The following is a 17,456-nucleotide window of genomic DNA, read 5'->3' on the forward strand; positions in this document are numbered from 1 at the left end:
CCCGTTCCACCTCTAAATGGCTCTCCGCCAAGGTCATCGTGATGAGGCGAAGGCCGCCGACTGGTTGAATTGCTTTACTACTGCGGCTAGTTCAGCTCTCGTGACGACGCCGGCTTTCACCGTCGCACGATAGATGTGGCCTTCGACGGTGCGCACCGATAGCGACATCGCCTCAGCGATCTCGCGGTTGGACAGACCCTGCGACACCAACAGGGCGATCTCCCGCTCACGCTCGGTCAGCGGCAGCGCGACCTTTGCCGCCGCCAGCGCAGGGCTGACGGCCCCGCCACACTCCTGGGCGAGCTGGCGGGCGCGCGCGCTCGCGGATAGTGCGCTCCCCCGCAGACCGGCCTGACGATAACTCGAAGCGGCTTGGGCGGCTGCATCCGCGGCGGCCAACATATCGCCCATGGCTTCGAATTCGCGAGACGCTGTCTCCAATCCCGCGGCATCACCGTCGGCCAACGCTCGTGCGTACCGGCCCGCGACCGCTGCCCGGGGACCCTCGACCAGCGATGCCAACTCACCTAGCCGGCCCGCGACGGAGTCGTCGCCCAATTGGGCCGCGGTCTGCAGGCACATCACCTCTCGCGCCAGCTGACCGTGGCTGCGGGCGAATTCGGCAGCACGGGAGGCGATCTCACGTGCTTCCCCGGCCCGTCCCCGCACCGCCGTCACCCATGCGCTCGCGAGCCGGTAGCCGGATTCGACATAGGCGTAGGCGGGATGTCGGCAGTCGCGCGTAGCTTCCAACGCCGCGACGGCGGCATCAACCTGCCCGGCCCGTGCCAGCGCCTCGGTCCGCAATATCTTGAATCGGTAGAAAATTCCGCTGATTTCGCCGTAGCTGCCCATGCCGGTGTCCGCCGAGCCGAGGTGGCGCAACGCAGTGACGAGATCACCCTTCCCGAGTGCGGTCATGCCCACCACCGCGGTGGCCATCGACCTGATCATCCCGGGCAGTTCGGCACACATCCGATAGCGGTCCTCGGCGACGGTCACCGCCTCGTCGACAAATCCCGCGGCCAGTAGCGCATACGCGTGAAATTCCGCCAAGCCGGTGCCCTGATAGCTGTCCTGAGGCGCTGCGCTGATCACCGCGTAACCCGCGGCGGCTTTATCGCAGGCTTCGTGTGGCCGGCCAAGGTCGCCGAGCGCAATAACCTGGGCGCAAAGACCCAGAGTCCGCCCGAAATGGTCGAGGTGATGCTCGTCGACCGTGGCCATGACCTCAAGCGTTTCGGCCGGCTTTCCCGCCAAGATCAGCTGGACAGCACGAAACGTACGCAAGTGGTCGGTGCGCTCAGAGTCGCTGCGGCGCAGGGCGTCCTCGATGACATCCCAGGCTTGGTCGGGGCGCCGCAGCACCCACAACAAATTGGCCGAGCGCAGGATCGCTGGGTTGACGAAACTGGTCGCGGGCAGATCGTGCGGGTCAATGGTGCTGAGGACTTGTTCGGATTCGGCTCCTTTCTCGCGCATGAACAGGATGTAGGCGAGTAGCAGTTTGGTTGCCGGGTCTGCGCTGGCTTCGACCGCCGCGTACGCGAAGCGCTCCGCGAGAGCGAGGTCGAGTCGCGAACGGGCGATGTTGGCGGCCCGCGCCAGTACGTGGTGGTCGGGCGGCAGGTCGGATTCCAGCCACAACAAGCCGAGCCGAAGCGGGTCTGCCCGCGCGGGCTTTTCGGTGCGCGCCAACGCGGTTGCGATTTCGCCGCGCAGGCGACGCAGCCGCAGCGGACCGCACTGGTTGAGCCGGACTTCGCCATACAGCGGATGACCCACGTACACCGTGTCGGTGCTCGACGACACCCTGATCAATCCGCGCTCCTCGGCGGCCTCGACTGACTGTCGGTTGACCATCGACACCAGACAGGACCTGTCGATGGGTTCGGCAACGGCCACCAGGTCGACGACATCGCGCACATCGTCAGGCACCGCGCCGATCTGCGATTCGACCAGTTCGACAAGTGTCGGAGATACCGCTGGCCCCGCCGTCCAGCACCATTGGCCGCCGTCAGACACCAGCCGGCCCGCTGCGCGTTCCTGCTCGACGAGATGGCGCAAGTACAGCACGTTTCCGCGGGTCAGTTTCCACATCCACTCAGCGCACTCGGCACTCAGCTCACCCAGAACCGACCGCAGCAGCTCCTCGGACTCCAGTCGCGACAGCGGTTGCAGCTCGAGCCGGCGCAGCACCCCGTCCTTCCACAGCGTGCTCACCGCATCGGGTGCCGCTTCGCCGGTGCGAGTGGTGGCGATGACCGTGGCGATGTCCTGGGTCACCAATTGGTTCACTACCAGAGCCGACAGGTCGTCGAGTAAGTACGCATCGTCGACGACCACCAGCAACGGCGCATCGCCTGCTTCGGCCTGCAATGCAGTGAGGACTTGGCGCGCCATGGCCAGCGGGGTGGCATCGAAGTTGTCGATCCATCGTGCGAAAGCACCCAGCATCACGGACCGGCCCGTCGCTGTGCCGGTCAGCCGCCTGACCACCCATCGTGATTCCGCCATCGACTCGGCCGCTTCACGGGCCAGCCTGGTTTTGCCCACGCCGGCGCGGCCAGCGATAACTACCCCCTGGCGGTCGCTGTCGGCGAGGGCTTCACCGATGAGCCGAAGCTCTTCCCCCCGGCCCGTCAAGGGCCAGCGGTCGCCCATGGTAGCGATGTTAACTGCACCGCAACGACGCAGCTTACGAATTTGGCAATTTTTGCAGTTCTGCTTGTAATTTCTTTCGCGCTAGTTCGAGGACACTGTCCAATCCTTCGGGCTCGATCTGCAAATACTGACAGATCACCTCGTCGGCAACGCCCGCGGCGCGGAGCCGCAGCGCCAGCGAATGCGCATCGGGAAGTCGCCGCAATGCGGTCTCATATCGACCGAAAGCGTCATCGAAAGCGGTCATGTTTGCCGTCACTGGGGGTGATGGGTGTTTTGGGCGGCTTGGCTCGGTCTCCGTGTCACGGTTGGCGGAGATTTGGATGAGGCCGGTTCGAGGGCAGCGATCATCGGCCTCCTCCGGACCACGTCGATTACTTCCGTCGCCCAGCCCGCGGCGGTTACCCGGTGCGGTCCACGCTCACTCTGGCTCACCGCGCCACCGTCGGCGCCCGTGCACCACTACCCGAATCCCGACGGTCAATTCGGACCGACTACCTACGGTTCGTGGCCCTTACGTATCGACTACGCAAACCCCGGTCGCGCTATTGCATTACGGAGTTCCGGTCAGGCCCATTCGCCGTTGCCGCGCCGCGATTCGGCCCAGCCGATTTGGCGAATGGCTGCCACGTCATATGCGTAATCGGTGCAGGGCATTGAGTAGTTGCTACTGCCGGCCGCTGCGAATTGCAGGTAGTGCAGCACGGGGCTGGATGAGGGTGTGCAGAGCGAGGATGGCAACCAGGACACCATTTCGACGTAGCAGGGCATCCACCAGGGAAAGGACTCGCTGTGATACCGAACAAGCTTCGAACATCAGCCACAATCGTCGCCGGCGGCGCCGCTGTGGTGGCTGCGCTGAGTGTCGCCGCAATCCCCACCGCACACGCCAACAGCCAGTGGGGCGCGTGTGCCGCGCCGGCCAACACCACGCTCACGGGCAATGTCTTCTGCCTGCCCGATGGTTATCCCACCCAGGGCGAAGCCCAAGCCCGTGCAATGGAGGGGTGTAACTATTTGAGGGACCGCAAATGCTCCGTGGTGGTGACCTACACGGACTGCGGTGCGGTTGCCCAAGGCGGGGGCAAGTGGGCGGGCGGTACCGGCGCCACCCAACAGGCCGCAGAACAAGCGGCCACCAGCCAACTGCCGGGCAGCAGTGTCGCCAAGTCGGCATGTATTCCTAAGGGATAAAGACGCGGTGGGCCGAGGCGGTAATCAACCCGAAAAGAGGTCCGACCTCAATTCGGTTTTTCGACACGATGTGGTCCCAGCGGATTAGCCGCCCACCCGCCAGCACTCGAGGCTGTAACACCGTGCCCCAATCGAACAACGTCCCAATCGCGATTTAGAGGTGGATCACCCGACCAGGAAAGGAACCATCGATGAAACTGACCAGCTTGTCGACTGGCACGATCTTCGCGGCCGGCGCCGCGGTCCTGACCGCCATGACCGTCGTCGCGGCACCCGCGGTGCACGCCGACAACAACTACGGCGCAATCGCCACTGGGCCAGACGGCCACTGGGGCATCGCTTTTGGCGAGGGGAGCACGTACAACGCGAACGGTTTTGCGGGGACTCGATGTGGCAACGGGTGCCGGATCGCAGTTCGGTTCAGCGACTGCGGCGCGCTCTTCCGTAGTGGAAACGACTTCTTCACGGGAACCGGGCCCACGAAAGAAGCCGCCGAAGCCGCGGCCCAACGTCCCGGCGCAACCGAAGTCACTTGGGCATGCAACAACCCACCGGCCTCCGGACCCGTTGGATGGGCGCAATGAACGCGGGCCGAGAGATCAGTCCGTATTGCCCAAGCCGTGCTGATAGCCGCCGGCCAGAGAACGTTGCCATCATGAAGGACCAGTTTCCCTAGGCGCGAAGGGGTTTGCGCAACAAGGAGACCAACCATAGCCGCACTGGCAGTCGCCGTGAGCCGAGGAGCTACCGACTGCCGATCCCAGTCTCAAGAAGGAATCGGTATGGCTCTCAACAGCTTTCGACGAATCGCCACGGCCTTTGCGGTAGGGTCTGCAGTCATCACCGCACAGAACGTCGTGGCGGCCCCCAGCACACACGCCAAAACAACCTTCGGAGCGATCGCCACCTCGCAAAGCGCCCACAAGTGGGGCAGATCGTTCGGACGGCTTACCGAGCAGGACGCCCAAAACCAGGCGCTCACCGCGTGTGGAGTCAATGACTGCAAGGTGCTGGTTACCTTCACCGCCTGCGCCGCGCTCGCCCAAACCTCCACGGACTACTATGCCGCAACCGCTGCCAGCGTGCCTGAGGCGAAAGCCGCTGCCCTGAAAGGGCTTCCCGGCAGCACGATCGCCGAGACGGTGTGCAGTGAAACACCCAACAGAGGCTGACGTCTTCGTCGCCGGCCCTTGCGCCAAGAGGGGAATGCCATGACAGCAATCAGTTTTCGAACACCTGCCGCGATCGCCTCGGCCGGCGCAGCGATCGCCGCGGTCGTTACCGTCGGAATGGCCCCGACGGCATACGCCGTCCCCGCCTGGGGCGCAGTGGTCACCGGATCGGATGGCCACTGGGGCATTTCGTACGGCAAGGAAAACGCTCAGCAAGCCATCAACTCGGCGAACTCTGCGTGTGGGTCGGGCTGCGGTACGACAGTTACCTTCATGAACAACTGTGCAGCGATCGCCCGGGACGGGAACTCGCTCTACTCGGACTTCGGCAACACCAGAGCCGACGCAGAACAGCGCGTCCAAAGCAAACACCCCGGCAGCGTTCTTGTCACCTGGGCATGCAACAACCCGCCGGGATCAGGACCAACCTCTTGGCAGGGCTGAACCTGGGTGTGGTGAATTGATCTCGGAAAGCAAGTAAACGCCATGAGAATAGCCAGATTTCAACGATGTGCCGTAGTTTGCCTGGCTGGCGCCGTAATGGCGGCCGCGCTCGGCGTCGCGGTTACACCCACGGCACACGCCGCCATCATTTGGGGCGTGATCGCCACCGGGCCAGACGGCCACTGGGGCATTTCGTATGGGAAGCAAAACATTCAAGAAGCGATCACTCTCGCGAACGCGGCATGCGGTTCCGACTGTAAGACAGCGGCTAACTACCTGCACAACTGTGCCGCGATCGCCCGGGGCGGCAACTCCCTCTACTGGGCATTCGGCAAAACGAGGGCAGAGGCAGAAGGTGCCGTCCAGGGCGAACATCCCGGCAGCACCCTGGTGACTTGGGCATGCAATGACCCGCCAGGTTCCGGGCCAACTTCATGGAAGGGCTGACCGTGCCCCGTCGAGGCCGGACATTCGGCTAACGACAGATTGACGAATTCACAAGGGCGGAAGGAGCAATCATGAAAAGGTCCAGGCCTACACGGGGCACCGCTTGTTGGGCGGCCGGCGTCATGGCGGCAGCACTGGTCATAGGGGCGCCCCCGGCACACGCCGAGGGCCTTTACGGCGCGTATTCGGCTGACATCGCTGATTCATGGGCCGTATACACCGGCGCTCACGGCCTGGGTAATGCAGAAATCGAGGCCAACTACGCGTGCTACAAAGCCGGACGTGGCGCCCCTTGCGAAAGGATCGTCCTATTCGGCCAGGTCGACACCCCGTGCGGCGCGCTACTCAAATGGGGTTCCCGATGGTACGGGGCACGTGGAGCCACCAGAGAGGAGGCCCGGGCCAACGTGGCAAAAATGGCCCTACGGGCCCCGGTTGTCGACTCGGCATGCGGCTCGGATCCACAAGGCAGCAGAACGGGAAGGGCCGGTTGATGACGACCACCGCCGATCGAGCGATGACGGCGGTTGAGGACGGTCGCCACTACCTGCGATGTGTCGGCCACACATGGTTCGCGACAAGAAGTTTCGGTCGTTCTGAATCGCTGTTGGCGCCCCGCGGAATTCCGGTCGATCCGGGCGAACACTGCCCGCTCGTTGCGTAGTCGTCGCAAAGCGTTGAGTAGTGGCCACGACGATCGCTAGGAATTGCAGGTAGTGCGACCCGGGTTCACACGCAGGCATCTCGGGTAAGGATTGCACCAAACGACGATTTTTCGCCAGGATCCAACCGCTCAGCGCTCCAACTGATTCCACCATCGGCAGAGCAGCTGGCCAAAGAAGAAGGAACATGATGAAACTCACCCACTCCTTGACATACGGCTCGATGCTCGGGGCCGGTGCTGTCTTCGTCTCCGCCTTGACCGTCGCCGTCGCCCCCGCCGTGCACGCCGACGGCAAGTATGGGGCGATCTACACGGGGCCAGACGGACACTGGGGTATCTCGTACGCAGAGGACAGCCAGTACAACGCTAATGGTTTTGCGGGTAGCCGGTGTGGTGACGGTTGCCGGAGGGCGGTTTTGTTCACCGACTGCGGCGCGCTCTTCCGTAGTGGGAACAACTTCTCCACAGGAATCGGTCCCACGAAGGAGGCTGCCGAAGCTGCGGCCCAACGACCGGGCGCCGTTGAGGTCAGCTGGGCCTGCAACAACCCGCCGGCTTCCGGACCCACTTCATGGCACTAGCCCAGCTGTAAACGCGGGGAACCCTTTCACCAATAAATTTCGATACCTGGATCAGCCGCACAAGGGGAAGGAATCATCGTGGTAATGCCTAGTTTTCGGCTACCCGTCGCAGTCTGCGCGGCGGGCGCCGCCGTGGCCGCCCTGGGCCTCGGAGCCGCCCCCACCGCTCATGCCGACGGCCAGTGGGGCTCGATCGCCGTCTCGCAAGACGGCTCGCGCGGCTATTACGTGACGAATTACTCCAGCAAGTCGGACGCGGAATCGAGAGTCAAGCAAATGTGCTACTACCCGAGGCCGGCCAACCAGGCACCCCCCTGCAATGTGGTGATCAGCTTCACCGACTGCGGCGCCGTCGCGCAAAGTGGGACCAAGTTCGTCGGAGGTACCGGTGCCAAGCAACAGGATGCTGAGCAAGCGGCACAGAATCAGCTTGCGGGCAGCACAATTCGCAAGTCGGTGTGCAACGACGGCGGATCTGCTATGGGCGGCCCAGTGTGATAACGCTCGGCTCTGTGTTGCCTCACTGAGAGGCGTTGCGTCTCAGCGGTAACCACGCAACCGCTGACCCGATCCGGTCAGTCGGCATTTAGCGGCAGCGTTACGGTCGGACGGCGGTAACGCTCCGCCGCAACGTTTTCGACCCGACGCTGTAGAGAGGACCACGATGAAGCCAACCGGTCTTCGAAGACACGCTGCACTTTGCGTGGCCGCCGGGGCACCCCTGATCGCCGCTGTCGCCATCGCGCCCACCGCATACGCTTACGAGGATTGGGGCGCGATCGCCGTCTCGCCAGACGGCAAATACGTCGGCACCTCGTGGAATCAGCCAAATGAATACCAGGCCAATAGGACTGCGAACTTCAATTGTCATCAAAACAATCCCACCTGCAACGTGTTGATCACCTTCAAGGCCCCTCAGTGCGGCGCAGTCGTCAAAAACGGAAACCAGTACTTCGGAGATACCGGCGCCACCAAAGAGGAAGCGGAAAAGAATGCCATGAACCAGAGTCCCGGCAGCACGGTGCTACGTTCGCAGTGCAACGTCCCCCCGCCTAGAGCTCCCTCATAAGGGGGAGCATTCTCTTGTCAACTCTTGTCAGTGAAGCTCGCGGAACACATCGGGAAACGAGGACCGCCATGATAAGGACCTCTATCGCGGTCGGCGCGGCCGCCGCAGCATTGCTAACGATGCTGGCCGGCCTTGTGGTCCCCACCGCACGTGCCGACACCACGTGGGGCGCCATTTCCATTACGCCGGACGGCAAGAGATGGGCCGTGTCGTCGGGGCAGCCGACCGAGGAGCAAGCCAAAGTTGTGGCAAACAACAATTGCGGCCGGCCGGAGTGCAGCGTGACGACCACGTTCACCGCCTGCGCCGCGCTCGCCGTCGTCGCCCCGCCGAGAACCGGCTTCGCCGCGGCCACCGGTCCCTCGAGAGAGCGGGCAGAGGCTGCGGTCAGAAGCCGGCTTCCCAGCGGGGTCATCGCGTCCTCACCGTGCAACGACGGATCGAACACCGGACCCAACAGCAGCAGGTGACGCTCACCAAGCGTTGGGTAACGAGCGTGACGCTGGGTGTCACTCGTAGTAGCGGGCCTCGACCACGTTGCCGTCCGGGTCGGGGAAGTAGTAGCCCTGCGGCGCCCACCCTCGAGCACCGTACGTGTGGTTCAGTCGCGCGCCGGTGTCCACGCCGGCAGCCTGCAAACGTCGATCCAGCGCGTCGTACTCGGCCTTCGACATTGCCAGGCAGACGTGGTTCACCGGATAGCCTCCGCTGCCGTCGACCCGCGTCATCGACGCCGTACCGTCGGCGTTTTCGATCGGCATGAGGTCGATGATCGAGTCCTCGGACACCCGCACGCTGGGGAACGGCGCCTCGCCGGCCTCGAACTCGGCAAACCGCACCGGTGCCAGCCCCACCACCTTCGTGTAGAAGTCCATCGCGGCCCGGGGATCCTTTGTCCAGAGAACTATGTGGTCCAAACGCATGACCAAATTATGGTGCGCCGCGCATCAGGACTTCTCAGCCCGGTGCCGTTGTGATTTGGTGAGACGGTGACGTGGTCAACCGAACGGTTAGTGGAGACCAACGGTGTGCAGCTGCGGGTGGTCGAGGCCGGGGATCGCGGCTCCAAGGTGGTGGTCCTGTGCCACGGCTTTCCCGAGCTGGCCTATTCCTGGCGCCACCAGATTCCGGTGTTGGCCGAGGCCGGCTATCACGTGCTGGCACCCGATCAGCGCGGCTACGGCGGCTCGTCGCGCCCGGACGCGATCGAGGCCTACGACATCCACCAATTGACCGCCGACATCGTCGGTTTGCTCGACGACGTCGGCGCCGACAAAGCGGTGTGGGTCGGCCATGACTGGGGTGCCACCGTGGTCTGGAACGCGCCGCTGCTGCACCCGGACCGGGTCGCGGCCGTCGCCGCGTTGAGCGTTCCACCGGTACCTCGCCCGAAACGGCCTACGACGCAAGCACTTCGGCGCGTGTTCGGCGATAACTTCTTTTACATCCTGTATTTTCAGGAGCCCGGTGTCGCCGACGCCGAGCTCGACGCTGATCCCGCCCGCACCATGCGCCGGATGATGGGTGGCCTACGTCTTCGGGCCGACGCGGATGCGGGCGCGCGGATGTCGGCGCCTAGCGGCGACGGCTTCATCGACCGGCTCCCGGAGCCCGACGGACTGCCCCACTGGCTGAGCCCAGACGAGTTCGACCACTACGTCAGCGAATTCACCCGCACCGGGTTCACCGGCGGGCTGAACTGGTATCGCGCCATGGACCGTAACTGGGAGACGACTGCGCACCTGGCTGGAAAGACCATCTCGGTGCCGTGCTTGTTCCTCGGTGGGACGGACGATCCGGTATTGACATTCACCCGCCGGGACCGGGCCGCCGAGGTGGTCAGCGGCCCCTACCGCGAGGTCATGATCGACGGCGCCGGGCACTGGCTGCAGCAGGAACAGCCTGACAAGGTGAATGCCGTATTGCTCGAATTCCTCGAAGGAGTGGAATGGTGATGGATACCCCACTGCGTTTCGGCGTCTTTATCACACCGTTTCATCCGACCGGCCAATCTCCAACGGTGGCACTGGAATACGACATGGAGCGGGTCGTCGCGCTGGACCGGCTGGGATACGACGAAGCGTGGTTCGGCGAACACCACTCCGGTGGCTACGAGCTGATCGCCTGTCCGGAAGTATTCATCGCGGCCGCCGCCGAACGGACCAAGCACATCCGGCTCGGCACCGGGGTGGTCTCGCTGCCGTATCACCACCCGCTGATGGTGGCCGACCGCTGGGTATTGCTGGACCACCTGACGCGCGGCCGGGTCATGTTCGGTACGGGTCCCGGTGCGCTGCCATCGGACGCCTACATGATGGGCATCGATCCGGTCGACCAGCGCCACATGATGCAGGAGTCCCTGGAAGCGATCCTCGCGCTGTTTCGCGCCGGGCCCACCGAGCGAATCGACCGTCACACCGACTGGTTCACCCTACGCGACGCCCAACTGCACATCCGCCCTTACACTTGGCCGTATCCGGAAATCTCCACGGCCGCAATGATTTCCCCGTCCGGGCCACGACTGGCCGGTGCACTGGGCACGTCGCTGCTGTCGTTGTCGATGTCGGTGCCGGGCGGATACGCGGCCCTGGAGAACACCTGGGAGGTGGTGCGCGAACAGGCCGCCAAAGTCGGCCGCGACGAACCCAACCGCGCCGATTGGCGGGTGCTGTCCATCATGCACCTCGCGGACAGCCGCGAGCAGGCGATCGACGACTGCACGTACGGGCTGCAGGATTTCGCGAATTACTTCGGCGCGGCGGGCTTTGTCCCGTTGTCCAACGAGGTCGAGGGCGCGCAGTCACCGCACGAGTTCGTCGCAGAGTATGCGGCCAAAGGCAATTGCTGTATCGGCACACCTGAGGACGCGATCGCCCACATAGAGGACCTGCTCGAGCGGTCGGGCGGATTCGGCACGCTGCTGCTGCTCGGCCATGACTGGGCCTCTCCGCAGGCCACGTTCCACTGCTATGACTTGTTCGCCCGCAAGGTGATTCCCTACTTCAAGGGACAGCTGGAGGCATCGCGAGCCTCGCACGAATGGGCCAAGGGCAGGCGCGACCAGCTGATCGGGCGCGCCGGCGAGGCCGTCGTGAAAGCCATCACCGAGCATGTCGCCGAACACGAAGCAGCGCCGAACTGATGCGCGCCTCGGTTTTGCGCGACGGGCGGATGATCTACCGCGACGACGTACCCGACCCCGTACCGGGACCGGGCCAGGTGCTGGTCGCGGTGCGGGCGTGTGGAATATGCGGCTCTGACTTACATTTCGCCGCCCACGGCGCCGACGTGTTGCAGATGACCGGCCACCTGGCCGGCGGCTCGGGCGGGATGACCGTGGATCTCAAGCGCGACGTCTTCATGGGCCACGAATTCAGCGCCGAGATACTCGAAGCGGGGCCAGGCACCGAAACCCACCCCGCGGGGACACCGGTCACCTCGCTGCCAGTGCTGGTGTCTAGCAAGGGCTTCGAGCCGATTGTGTACAGCAACAGCACAATCGGCGGCTATGCCGAGCGGATGCTGCTCTCGGCGCCGCTGCTGCTGCCCATCCCCAACGGCCTGGACCTCAAACACGCTGCGCTGACCGAGCCGCTGGCGGTGGGGTTGCATGCGGTGAACAAGTCGAACATCGAGCGCCACGAGGCGGCGCTGGTGATCGGCTGCGGCCCGATCGGCATCGCCATCATCGCCGCGCTGCGCGCCCGTGGCGTGGAAAGCATTGCGGCAGCAGATTTCTCGCCGAAACGGCGGGAGTTGGCGACCACGATGGGCGCACATCAGGCCCTGGACCCGGCGCAGGGTTCGCCGTTCGAGAACGTCAAACCCGTGGTGGTGTTCGAGGCCGTCGGGGTGCCCGGAATCATCGACGACGTGTTGCTGCGAGCACGGCCGGGAACGCGCCTGGTAGTCGCCGGGGTGTGCATGCAGCCGGACACCGTGCATCCCTTCTTCGCGATCGCCAAAGAGATCAACGTGCAGTTCGTGCTGGCCTACACCGCCGAAGAGTTCGCCGCTTCGCTGCGCGCGCTCGCCGAGGGCGAAATCGACCCCACGCCGCTGATCACCGGAGAGGTCGGCCTGGACGGCGTGGGCGCGGCGTTCGACGATCTGGCCGACCCCGAGCGGCACTGCAAGATTCTCGTCACGCCCTAGGTTCATCGCCTTACCAGAACCCGCTTGGCAGCCGAATTATTGTTGACGGCATGTCCTCGTCGCGCACCCTGTCGGTTGCCGCCGGCGGATGCGCACGGACCGACCGCCGCGAGTCGACGGAATAGTCAGCGGCGATGTCACTACCTGCTGGAACCGTGGTGGGCGGTTACCGAATCGAGCGAGTGCTCGGTGCCGGCGGCATGGGCACTGTCTATCTGGCGCATCATCCGTCGCTGCATCGTCGTGACGCGGTGAAGGTGCTGTCCGCGGAACTGTCGCACGACGCCCAATTCCGGACCCGTTTCCTGCGCGAAGCGGAATTGGCCGCCACGCTCGACCATCCCAACATCGTCACCGTGTACGACCGTGGCGAGACCCCGTCCGGACAGCTCTGGATCGCGATGCAGTTCGTCGACGGCACCGACGCCGGCGCCGAGGTCACCGACACCCGAATGACCGTGCGGCGCGCCGTGCACATCATCACCGAGGTGGCCAAGGCGCTCGACTATGCCCACTCTCGCAAGCTGTTGCACCGCGACGTGAAACCGGCGAACTTCCTGCTGGCCGGCCCTCCGGGACCGCACGAACGGGTGTGGCTGGCCGATTTCGGGATCGCCCGCGCCCTCGACGATGCAACGGGGCTGACCGCGACCGGCACGGTGGTCGCCACCGCTTCCTATGCCGCGCCCGAGACCCCCGAGGGCCAGCGGGTGGATCACCGTGCCGACGTCTACTCGCTGGGTTGCTCGCTGTTCCGGCTGCTCACCGGACGCACCCCGTACGCCGAGTTCAGCGGCATGTCGGCCACGCTGATGGCTCATCTGCTGCAGCCGATCCCCCGGGCGACCCAATTCGCGCCCTGGCTGCCGCCGGCAATCGACGACGTGTTCTTGCGCGCCCTCGCCAAAACACCCGAACAGCGCTTCCAGAGTGCGGGCGAACTGGCCGCCGCGGCGGCAACCGTGCTTGCCGGTCAGTCGCAGATCTCGGCGCCCAGCGAGACGGCGAAAACCCGGGAGTGGCAGACGCCGCCACCGCCGAATCGCCTGCCGCCGCCGCCCACTATGCCGCCAGGCCCGCCGCTTCCCGTTCCTGGACCGCCACCGCCGTGGGCGCCGCCACCCAGACGTCGCACCCGTCGCTGGTGGGCGCTGGGCGGCGTCGCCGCGGTTGCGGTGGCCGTCGCGGTCGTCGTCGCGCTCACCGCCACCAACACCGAAAACCGACCCGTCGTCCCGGCCGGCCCCACCACAAGCACAGCCGCGCCGGCGGTGGGCAGCGCCCACGACACCGGCCCGGTCGGCATCATCACCGAAGACCCCACCTGCGTACCGTGGGAAACGGTAGCCCAAGAGTGGACGGTCAACGGGCCATTGGCTAAGTGGCCGCCGAACAGCCCGGACAGCCCTATCCACATCCCGGCCAGCGCCTGGACCCCCGAACAACGAGCAGCCATGCAACAGGTGGGAAATGTCATGCGTTCTACCGCCGGCAAGAGCGTGCCCTTGGCGAGGGCTAGCACACATCGAGTGCTGCGCGAACTCTACGAGCAACACATCGCCTACGCGCGTGCCTACGCAGACAGTCTGGCCAACTACTTCCCGCAAGCGGATGTGAAACTTGGGCAGGCGGCAGAACAGGCAATGAATTCGCTGATCTACACATGCAATGCCGTCGGGGACGGCGCGGCGGCCGCGCGATCGGGCCTGGTGGCACCCGGCCCTGCGCCACCACGCGTCGCAGCGCCCCAAAACGCCGACCAGCCACAACGTTTCATTGCTGTCGCCGACCGAACCACCTGTGGCGAGTGGGAGTCGTTGAGTGACAAGTTCGACGCAGATCCCAGCATCCAAGAGTGGTCCAAATTCGGCATTGATGTTCCGATCGCGCAGTGGAGTCCCCGGCAGAAGCAGCTCAGTGGTGCAGTGACGCCACTGATGCTCAATTTGGCAGACGATCTCGAGCGCACCGCGGGCCGCAGCAGCAACCCGGTGATTCAAGACTTCGCGGCATTTGCGGCGCTATATCAACGCGCCTACGTCAAGACCCTGCCCAGCTACGGCAGCCATGACGGGCAGCTGGGCGCGGTTGGCAAAGCTACCCGCCAGCTGGTCAGCTTGGCCTGCGGCGCGGTGGGAGCATAGCGATGCCGCTACCCGACGGTGCGACGTTCGCCGGGTTCGGCATCGTCCGGCTATTGGGTGCCGGCCGGATGGGTGAGGTCTACCTGGCTCAGCATCCCCGATTGCCCCGCCTGCAGGCGTTGCGGATACTTCCCGCCGCGCTGGCAGCCGACGACGAGTTCCGCGCCCGCTTTCAACGCGAAGCCGATCTGGCCGCCTCCCTTTCGCACCCACAGATACTCGGCGTCCACGACAGAGGGGAATTCGAGGGCCGCCTGTGGATTTCGATGGGCTACGTCGACGGCAACAATACCGCTGCGTTACTGCGCGAACACTTCCCGCACGGACTGCCGCGCGCTCGGGCCTTCGAGATCATCGATGCCATCGCCGCGGCGCTCGACTATGCGAACGGGCACGGGCTGCTGCATCGTAACGTCAAACCGGCCAACATCCTGCTATCGAACCCGGGCACCCCTCATCAGCGAATCTTGCTGGCCGACTTGGGAATTGCGCGACGGATCGACGACATCAGCGGGTTGACGCCGACCGACGTCGGTTATATCGCGCCTGAGCAGCTGCTGGGATTGCCCTTAGACCCTCGCGCCGACCAGTACTCGCTAGCGGCCACGGCTTATCACTTGCTCAGTGGCGCAGCCCCATTCGCGCATCCCAGCGCCGCGGTGGTCATCAGCCGGCATCTGGACTCGGCGCCGCCGCGGATCGGTGCACTGCGCCCAGAGCTTGCCGACCTGGACGTTGCGCTGTCGCGGGCACTCGCAAGGGATCCGGTCAACCGCTTCACCACGTCCCAGGACTTTGCCGTGGCACTCAGGGGCAATGAGCCGACCAGAGCCGAACGCGCGCCCGCCGCCGCGGTACCACCGCTCGCAACCGGGCCGCCGCCGCCGTCGCGGTTACCGCCGGTGCCGCCGGTTCCAGTGCCCTACGGTCCGCCGTGGCCGGTGCCTCCCGGATGGGTGCCGCCTCCTAGGCGGCGTAGCCGTCGCAAGTGGGCCCTCGCTGGCGTCGCCCTTGTTCTCGTGACCGTGGCAGCGGTGGTGGCCGCCCTGACATTGGCCCGACCACAGCCCGATGGCCATCCGACCGCCGCGACCACCACAGCGCCAGTGGGCAACTGGGCCAGCGCCAACGACACCGGCCCGGTGACCCTCGTCACCGAGGACCCCACCTGTCGGGCATGGACGCCCATCGGCCAGGCATTGGTTTCCTCGCCGATCGAGGGCTGGGACGCCAGCCACCCAGGTCAGCCGCATCCCCTCAAGACTCCCGGCAACACGTGGACGCCCGAGCAGCGAAAAGTTATGCAGGCCACGGCAAATGCGTACCGCACCGCAGCGGTGAAATCGGCGGCGTTGGCCAGGACGACTCCGCACCGGGTGATGCGGGAATTCTACGAGCAGTTCATCGCCTATGCGCGGGCCTTCGCAGACATCATCGGCGATAGGTTCGTACCGACCAACGGCACGGGAGCCACCGCGGAAAGCGCCTACAACGCGTTGATATCGATATGCAGCACCGTCGACACCGGAGCGGCCAAGGCACGATCGGCACTGGTCGCCGCACCTCCCGCCCCCAAGCAGACCGCGCCACCGCAAGACCCAGCCAATCCGCAGCGTTTCCTCACCACCGCTGACCTGAGCAACTGCGGCGAGCTGATCTCGAAATTCAAGGCGTTCAAATCGAACCCGACTGTGCTCGATTGGGCCAAAAATGGCAGCACTCTCCCGGCCGACCTATGGAGTCCCGAACAACGGGCACTCGCCGACACGGTGGCCGCACTGATGCTCCGGCTCGCCGATGACACGGAGCAGATCGCTGGGCGCAGCAACAACCCGGTCGTACAAGATTTCGCGATCTTCGCCGCGCAGTATCAACGGGCTTTTGCCAAAGCGCTGCCAACCTATGGGGCACGCGACGCAGAACTTGACGGAGCGGCCGGCTACACGCGCGAAATGCTCAACGATGCGTGCTTGTCGGCCGGAACGTAGCCAACGCCCAGAGCGAAACCCGATGGGAATAGGGCAAATCCGGCGGAGTGCCCGGGAAACGTTAGGGTGCCAGGCATGCCGACCGCACATCGCTCACCCGGCCGTGTCCGCAGATCGATCGCTTTGATCGCCGCAGGGTTGGCGTTCGCAGCGCTGTCGGGGTGTGATTCCCACCCCAAAACGCCGGGGGCGAACCCGCGTCAGGTGACCGTCGTCGGGTCGGGAAAGGTCCAGGGCGTCCCCGACACGTTGACCGCCGACGTCGCCATCGAGTTCACCGCGCCCGACGTCACCAGCGCGATGAACCAGACCAACGACCGTCAACAGGCGGTGATCAATGCGCTCGCCGGAGCTGGGCTGGACCGGAAGGACATTCGCACCACGCAGGTCAGCCTGCAGCCCCAATACAGCGGCCCGTCGGGCACCGCCACCATCACCGGCTACCGCGCCAGCAACGGCCTCGAGGTGAGGATCCATCCCACCGATGCGGCCTCCAAGTTGCTGGACCTCATCGTCAGTACCGGCGGCGACGCCACCCGCATCAGCTCGGTCAGCTACTCGATCGCCGACGACTCGCAACTGGTGAAGGACGCGCGCGCACGCGCATTCCAGGATGCCAAGAACCGGGCGGAGCAGTACGCGCAGCTGTCGGGCCTGCGGCTGGGCAAGGTGCTGTCGATCTCCGAGGGCACCGGGGCCGCGCCGGTCACCGGGGCGCCGCCGGCCCCACCGCGTGGCATGGCCGCGACGCCGCTGGAACCCGGGCAGCAGACGGTGAGCTTCTCGGTGACCGCGGTCTGGGAGCTGGGGTAACTACTGCGTGGCGATCGCGAGCGCGGCGCAGCCGGGCGAAGCGGGTCGCCACCATCTTTGCGTGGCGATCGCGAGCGCGGCGCAGCCGGGCGATGCGGGTCGCCACCATCATTGGCTGCGT

The 17,456-nt window shown here is 65.2% G+C and carries 18 protein-coding genes and 1 pseudogene; 16 read left to right on the plus strand and 3 right to left on the minus strand.

The genetic code is table 11. The features are described 5' to 3' along the window. Nucleotides 1-33: 33 nt before the first annotated feature. The gene (locus tag AC5Y2L_RS15915; RefSeq protein WP_499935393.1) at nt 34-2,664 is read right to left on the minus strand and encodes a helix-turn-helix transcriptional regulator; all 2,631 of its coding nucleotides are present in this window, start codon (nt 2,662-2,664) and stop codon (nt 34-36) included. A 34-nt stretch (nt 2,665-2,698) separates the two neighbouring features. Beyond that, nucleotides 2,699-2,911, minus strand: coding sequence for a hypothetical protein (locus tag AC5Y2L_RS15920; RefSeq protein ID WP_499935395.1), 213 nt, complete (start codon nt 2,909-2,911; stop codon nt 2,699-2,701). A 545-nt stretch (nt 2,912-3,456) separates the two neighbouring features. On the opposite strand from AC5Y2L_RS15920, the gene AC5Y2L_RS15925 reads away from it, so the two are divergent. The 9 genes from AC5Y2L_RS15925 (at nt 3,457) to AC5Y2L_RS15965 (ending at nt 8,705) form a co-directional block, all read left to right on the plus strand. Continuing rightward, nucleotides 3,457-3,858, plus strand: a complete 402-nt coding sequence (locus tag AC5Y2L_RS15925; RefSeq protein ID WP_499935396.1) for a DUF4189 domain-containing protein — start codon at nt 3,457-3,459, stop codon at nt 3,856-3,858. A 191-nt stretch (nt 3,859-4,049) separates the two neighbouring features. Then, on the plus strand, nt 4,050-4,442 hold the full coding sequence (locus AC5Y2L_RS15930) for a DUF4189 domain-containing protein (RefSeq protein WP_499935398.1): 393 nt from the start codon (nt 4,050-4,052) through the stop codon (nt 4,440-4,442). Nucleotides 4,443-4,640: 198 nt separating this feature from the next. After that, a complete protein-coding gene (locus AC5Y2L_RS15935; protein ID WP_499935399.1) occupies nt 4,641-5,030 on the plus strand; it encodes a DUF4189 domain-containing protein in 390 nt (129 codons plus the stop codon). A 39-nt stretch (nt 5,031-5,069) separates the two neighbouring features. Beyond that, nucleotides 5,070-5,474, plus strand: coding sequence for a DUF4189 domain-containing protein (locus AC5Y2L_RS15940; RefSeq protein WP_499935401.1), 405 nt, complete (start codon nt 5,070-5,072; stop codon nt 5,472-5,474). A 96-nt stretch (nt 5,475-5,570) separates the two neighbouring features. Beyond that, nucleotides 5,571-5,921 (plus strand): DUF4189 domain-containing protein, encoded by a 351-nt coding sequence (locus AC5Y2L_RS15945; protein WP_499935402.1) that lies wholly within the window; start codon nt 5,571-5,573, stop codon nt 5,919-5,921. A gap of 849 nt (nt 5,922-6,770) precedes the next feature. Next, nucleotides 6,771-7,166 (plus strand): DUF4189 domain-containing protein, encoded by a 396-nt coding sequence (locus AC5Y2L_RS15950; RefSeq protein WP_499935403.1) that lies wholly within the window; start codon nt 6,771-6,773, stop codon nt 7,164-7,166. 84 nt (nt 7,167-7,250) lie between these two features. Then, nucleotides 7,251-7,664, plus strand: a complete 414-nt coding sequence (locus AC5Y2L_RS15955) for a DUF4189 domain-containing protein (RefSeq protein ID WP_499935405.1) — start codon at nt 7,251-7,253, stop codon at nt 7,662-7,664. A 205-nt stretch (nt 7,665-7,869) separates the two neighbouring features. Then, complete coding sequence (locus AC5Y2L_RS15960; RefSeq protein ID WP_499935406.1) at nt 7,870-8,235, plus strand: DUF4189 domain-containing protein; 366 nt, start codon at nt 7,870-7,872, stop codon at nt 8,233-8,235. A 68-nt stretch (nt 8,236-8,303) separates the two neighbouring features. Further along, nucleotides 8,304-8,705, plus strand: a complete 402-nt coding sequence (locus tag AC5Y2L_RS15965; protein ID WP_499935407.1) for a DUF4189 domain-containing protein — start codon at nt 8,304-8,306, stop codon at nt 8,703-8,705. Between the two features lie 39 nt (nt 8,706-8,744). Here the strand turns inward: AC5Y2L_RS15965 and AC5Y2L_RS15970 are convergent, their stop codons facing one another. Beyond that, nucleotides 8,745-9,158, minus strand: coding sequence for a VOC family protein (locus AC5Y2L_RS15970; protein WP_499935409.1), 414 nt, complete (start codon nt 9,156-9,158; stop codon nt 8,745-8,747). Nucleotides 9,159-9,224: 66 nt separating this feature from the next. Here AC5Y2L_RS15970 and AC5Y2L_RS15975 point away from each other — a divergent pair, with 66 nt between their 5' ends. The 7 genes and pseudogenes from AC5Y2L_RS15975 to AC5Y2L_RS16005 all read left to right on the plus strand — a co-directional run. Next, complete coding sequence (locus tag AC5Y2L_RS15975) at nt 9,225-10,190, plus strand: alpha/beta fold hydrolase (protein WP_499935410.1); 966 nt, start codon at nt 9,225-9,227, stop codon at nt 10,188-10,190. Beyond that, nucleotides 10,190-11,377, plus strand: a complete 1,188-nt coding sequence (locus tag AC5Y2L_RS15980; protein WP_499935411.1) for an LLM class flavin-dependent oxidoreductase — start codon at nt 10,190-10,192, stop codon at nt 11,375-11,377. Before AC5Y2L_RS15975 ends, AC5Y2L_RS15980 begins: the two co-directional genes overlap by 1 nt. Continuing rightward, complete coding sequence (locus tag AC5Y2L_RS15985) at nt 11,377-12,390, plus strand: zinc-binding dehydrogenase (protein ID WP_499935413.1); 1,014 nt, start codon at nt 11,377-11,379, stop codon at nt 12,388-12,390. The genes AC5Y2L_RS15980 and AC5Y2L_RS15985 overlap by 1 nt, the downstream gene beginning before the upstream one ends. A 134-nt stretch (nt 12,391-12,524) precedes the next feature. Beyond that, nucleotides 12,525-14,534 carry a serine/threonine-protein kinase gene (locus AC5Y2L_RS15990; RefSeq protein ID WP_499935414.1) on the plus strand — a complete coding sequence of 670 codons (2,010 nt, stop codon included), beginning with the start codon at nt 12,525-12,527 and terminating at the stop codon, nt 14,532-14,534. Nucleotides 14,535-14,536: 2 nt separating this feature from the next. Next, the gene (locus AC5Y2L_RS15995; protein ID WP_499935415.1) at nt 14,537-16,522 is read left to right on the plus strand and encodes a serine/threonine-protein kinase; all 1,986 of its coding nucleotides are present in this window, start codon (nt 14,537-14,539) and stop codon (nt 16,520-16,522) included. A gap of 75 nt (nt 16,523-16,597) precedes the next feature. Continuing rightward, the gene (locus tag AC5Y2L_RS16000) at nt 16,598-17,335 is read left to right on the plus strand and encodes an SIMPL domain-containing protein (protein WP_499935417.1); all 738 of its coding nucleotides are present in this window, start codon (nt 16,598-16,600) and stop codon (nt 17,333-17,335) included. A 7-nt stretch (nt 17,336-17,342) separates the two neighbouring features. Then, nucleotides 17,343-17,456: pseudogene (locus tag AC5Y2L_RS16005) on the plus strand (hypothetical protein); the annotation flags it as partial.

This window comes from Mycobacterium sp. NGS66 (assembly GCF_059812225.1).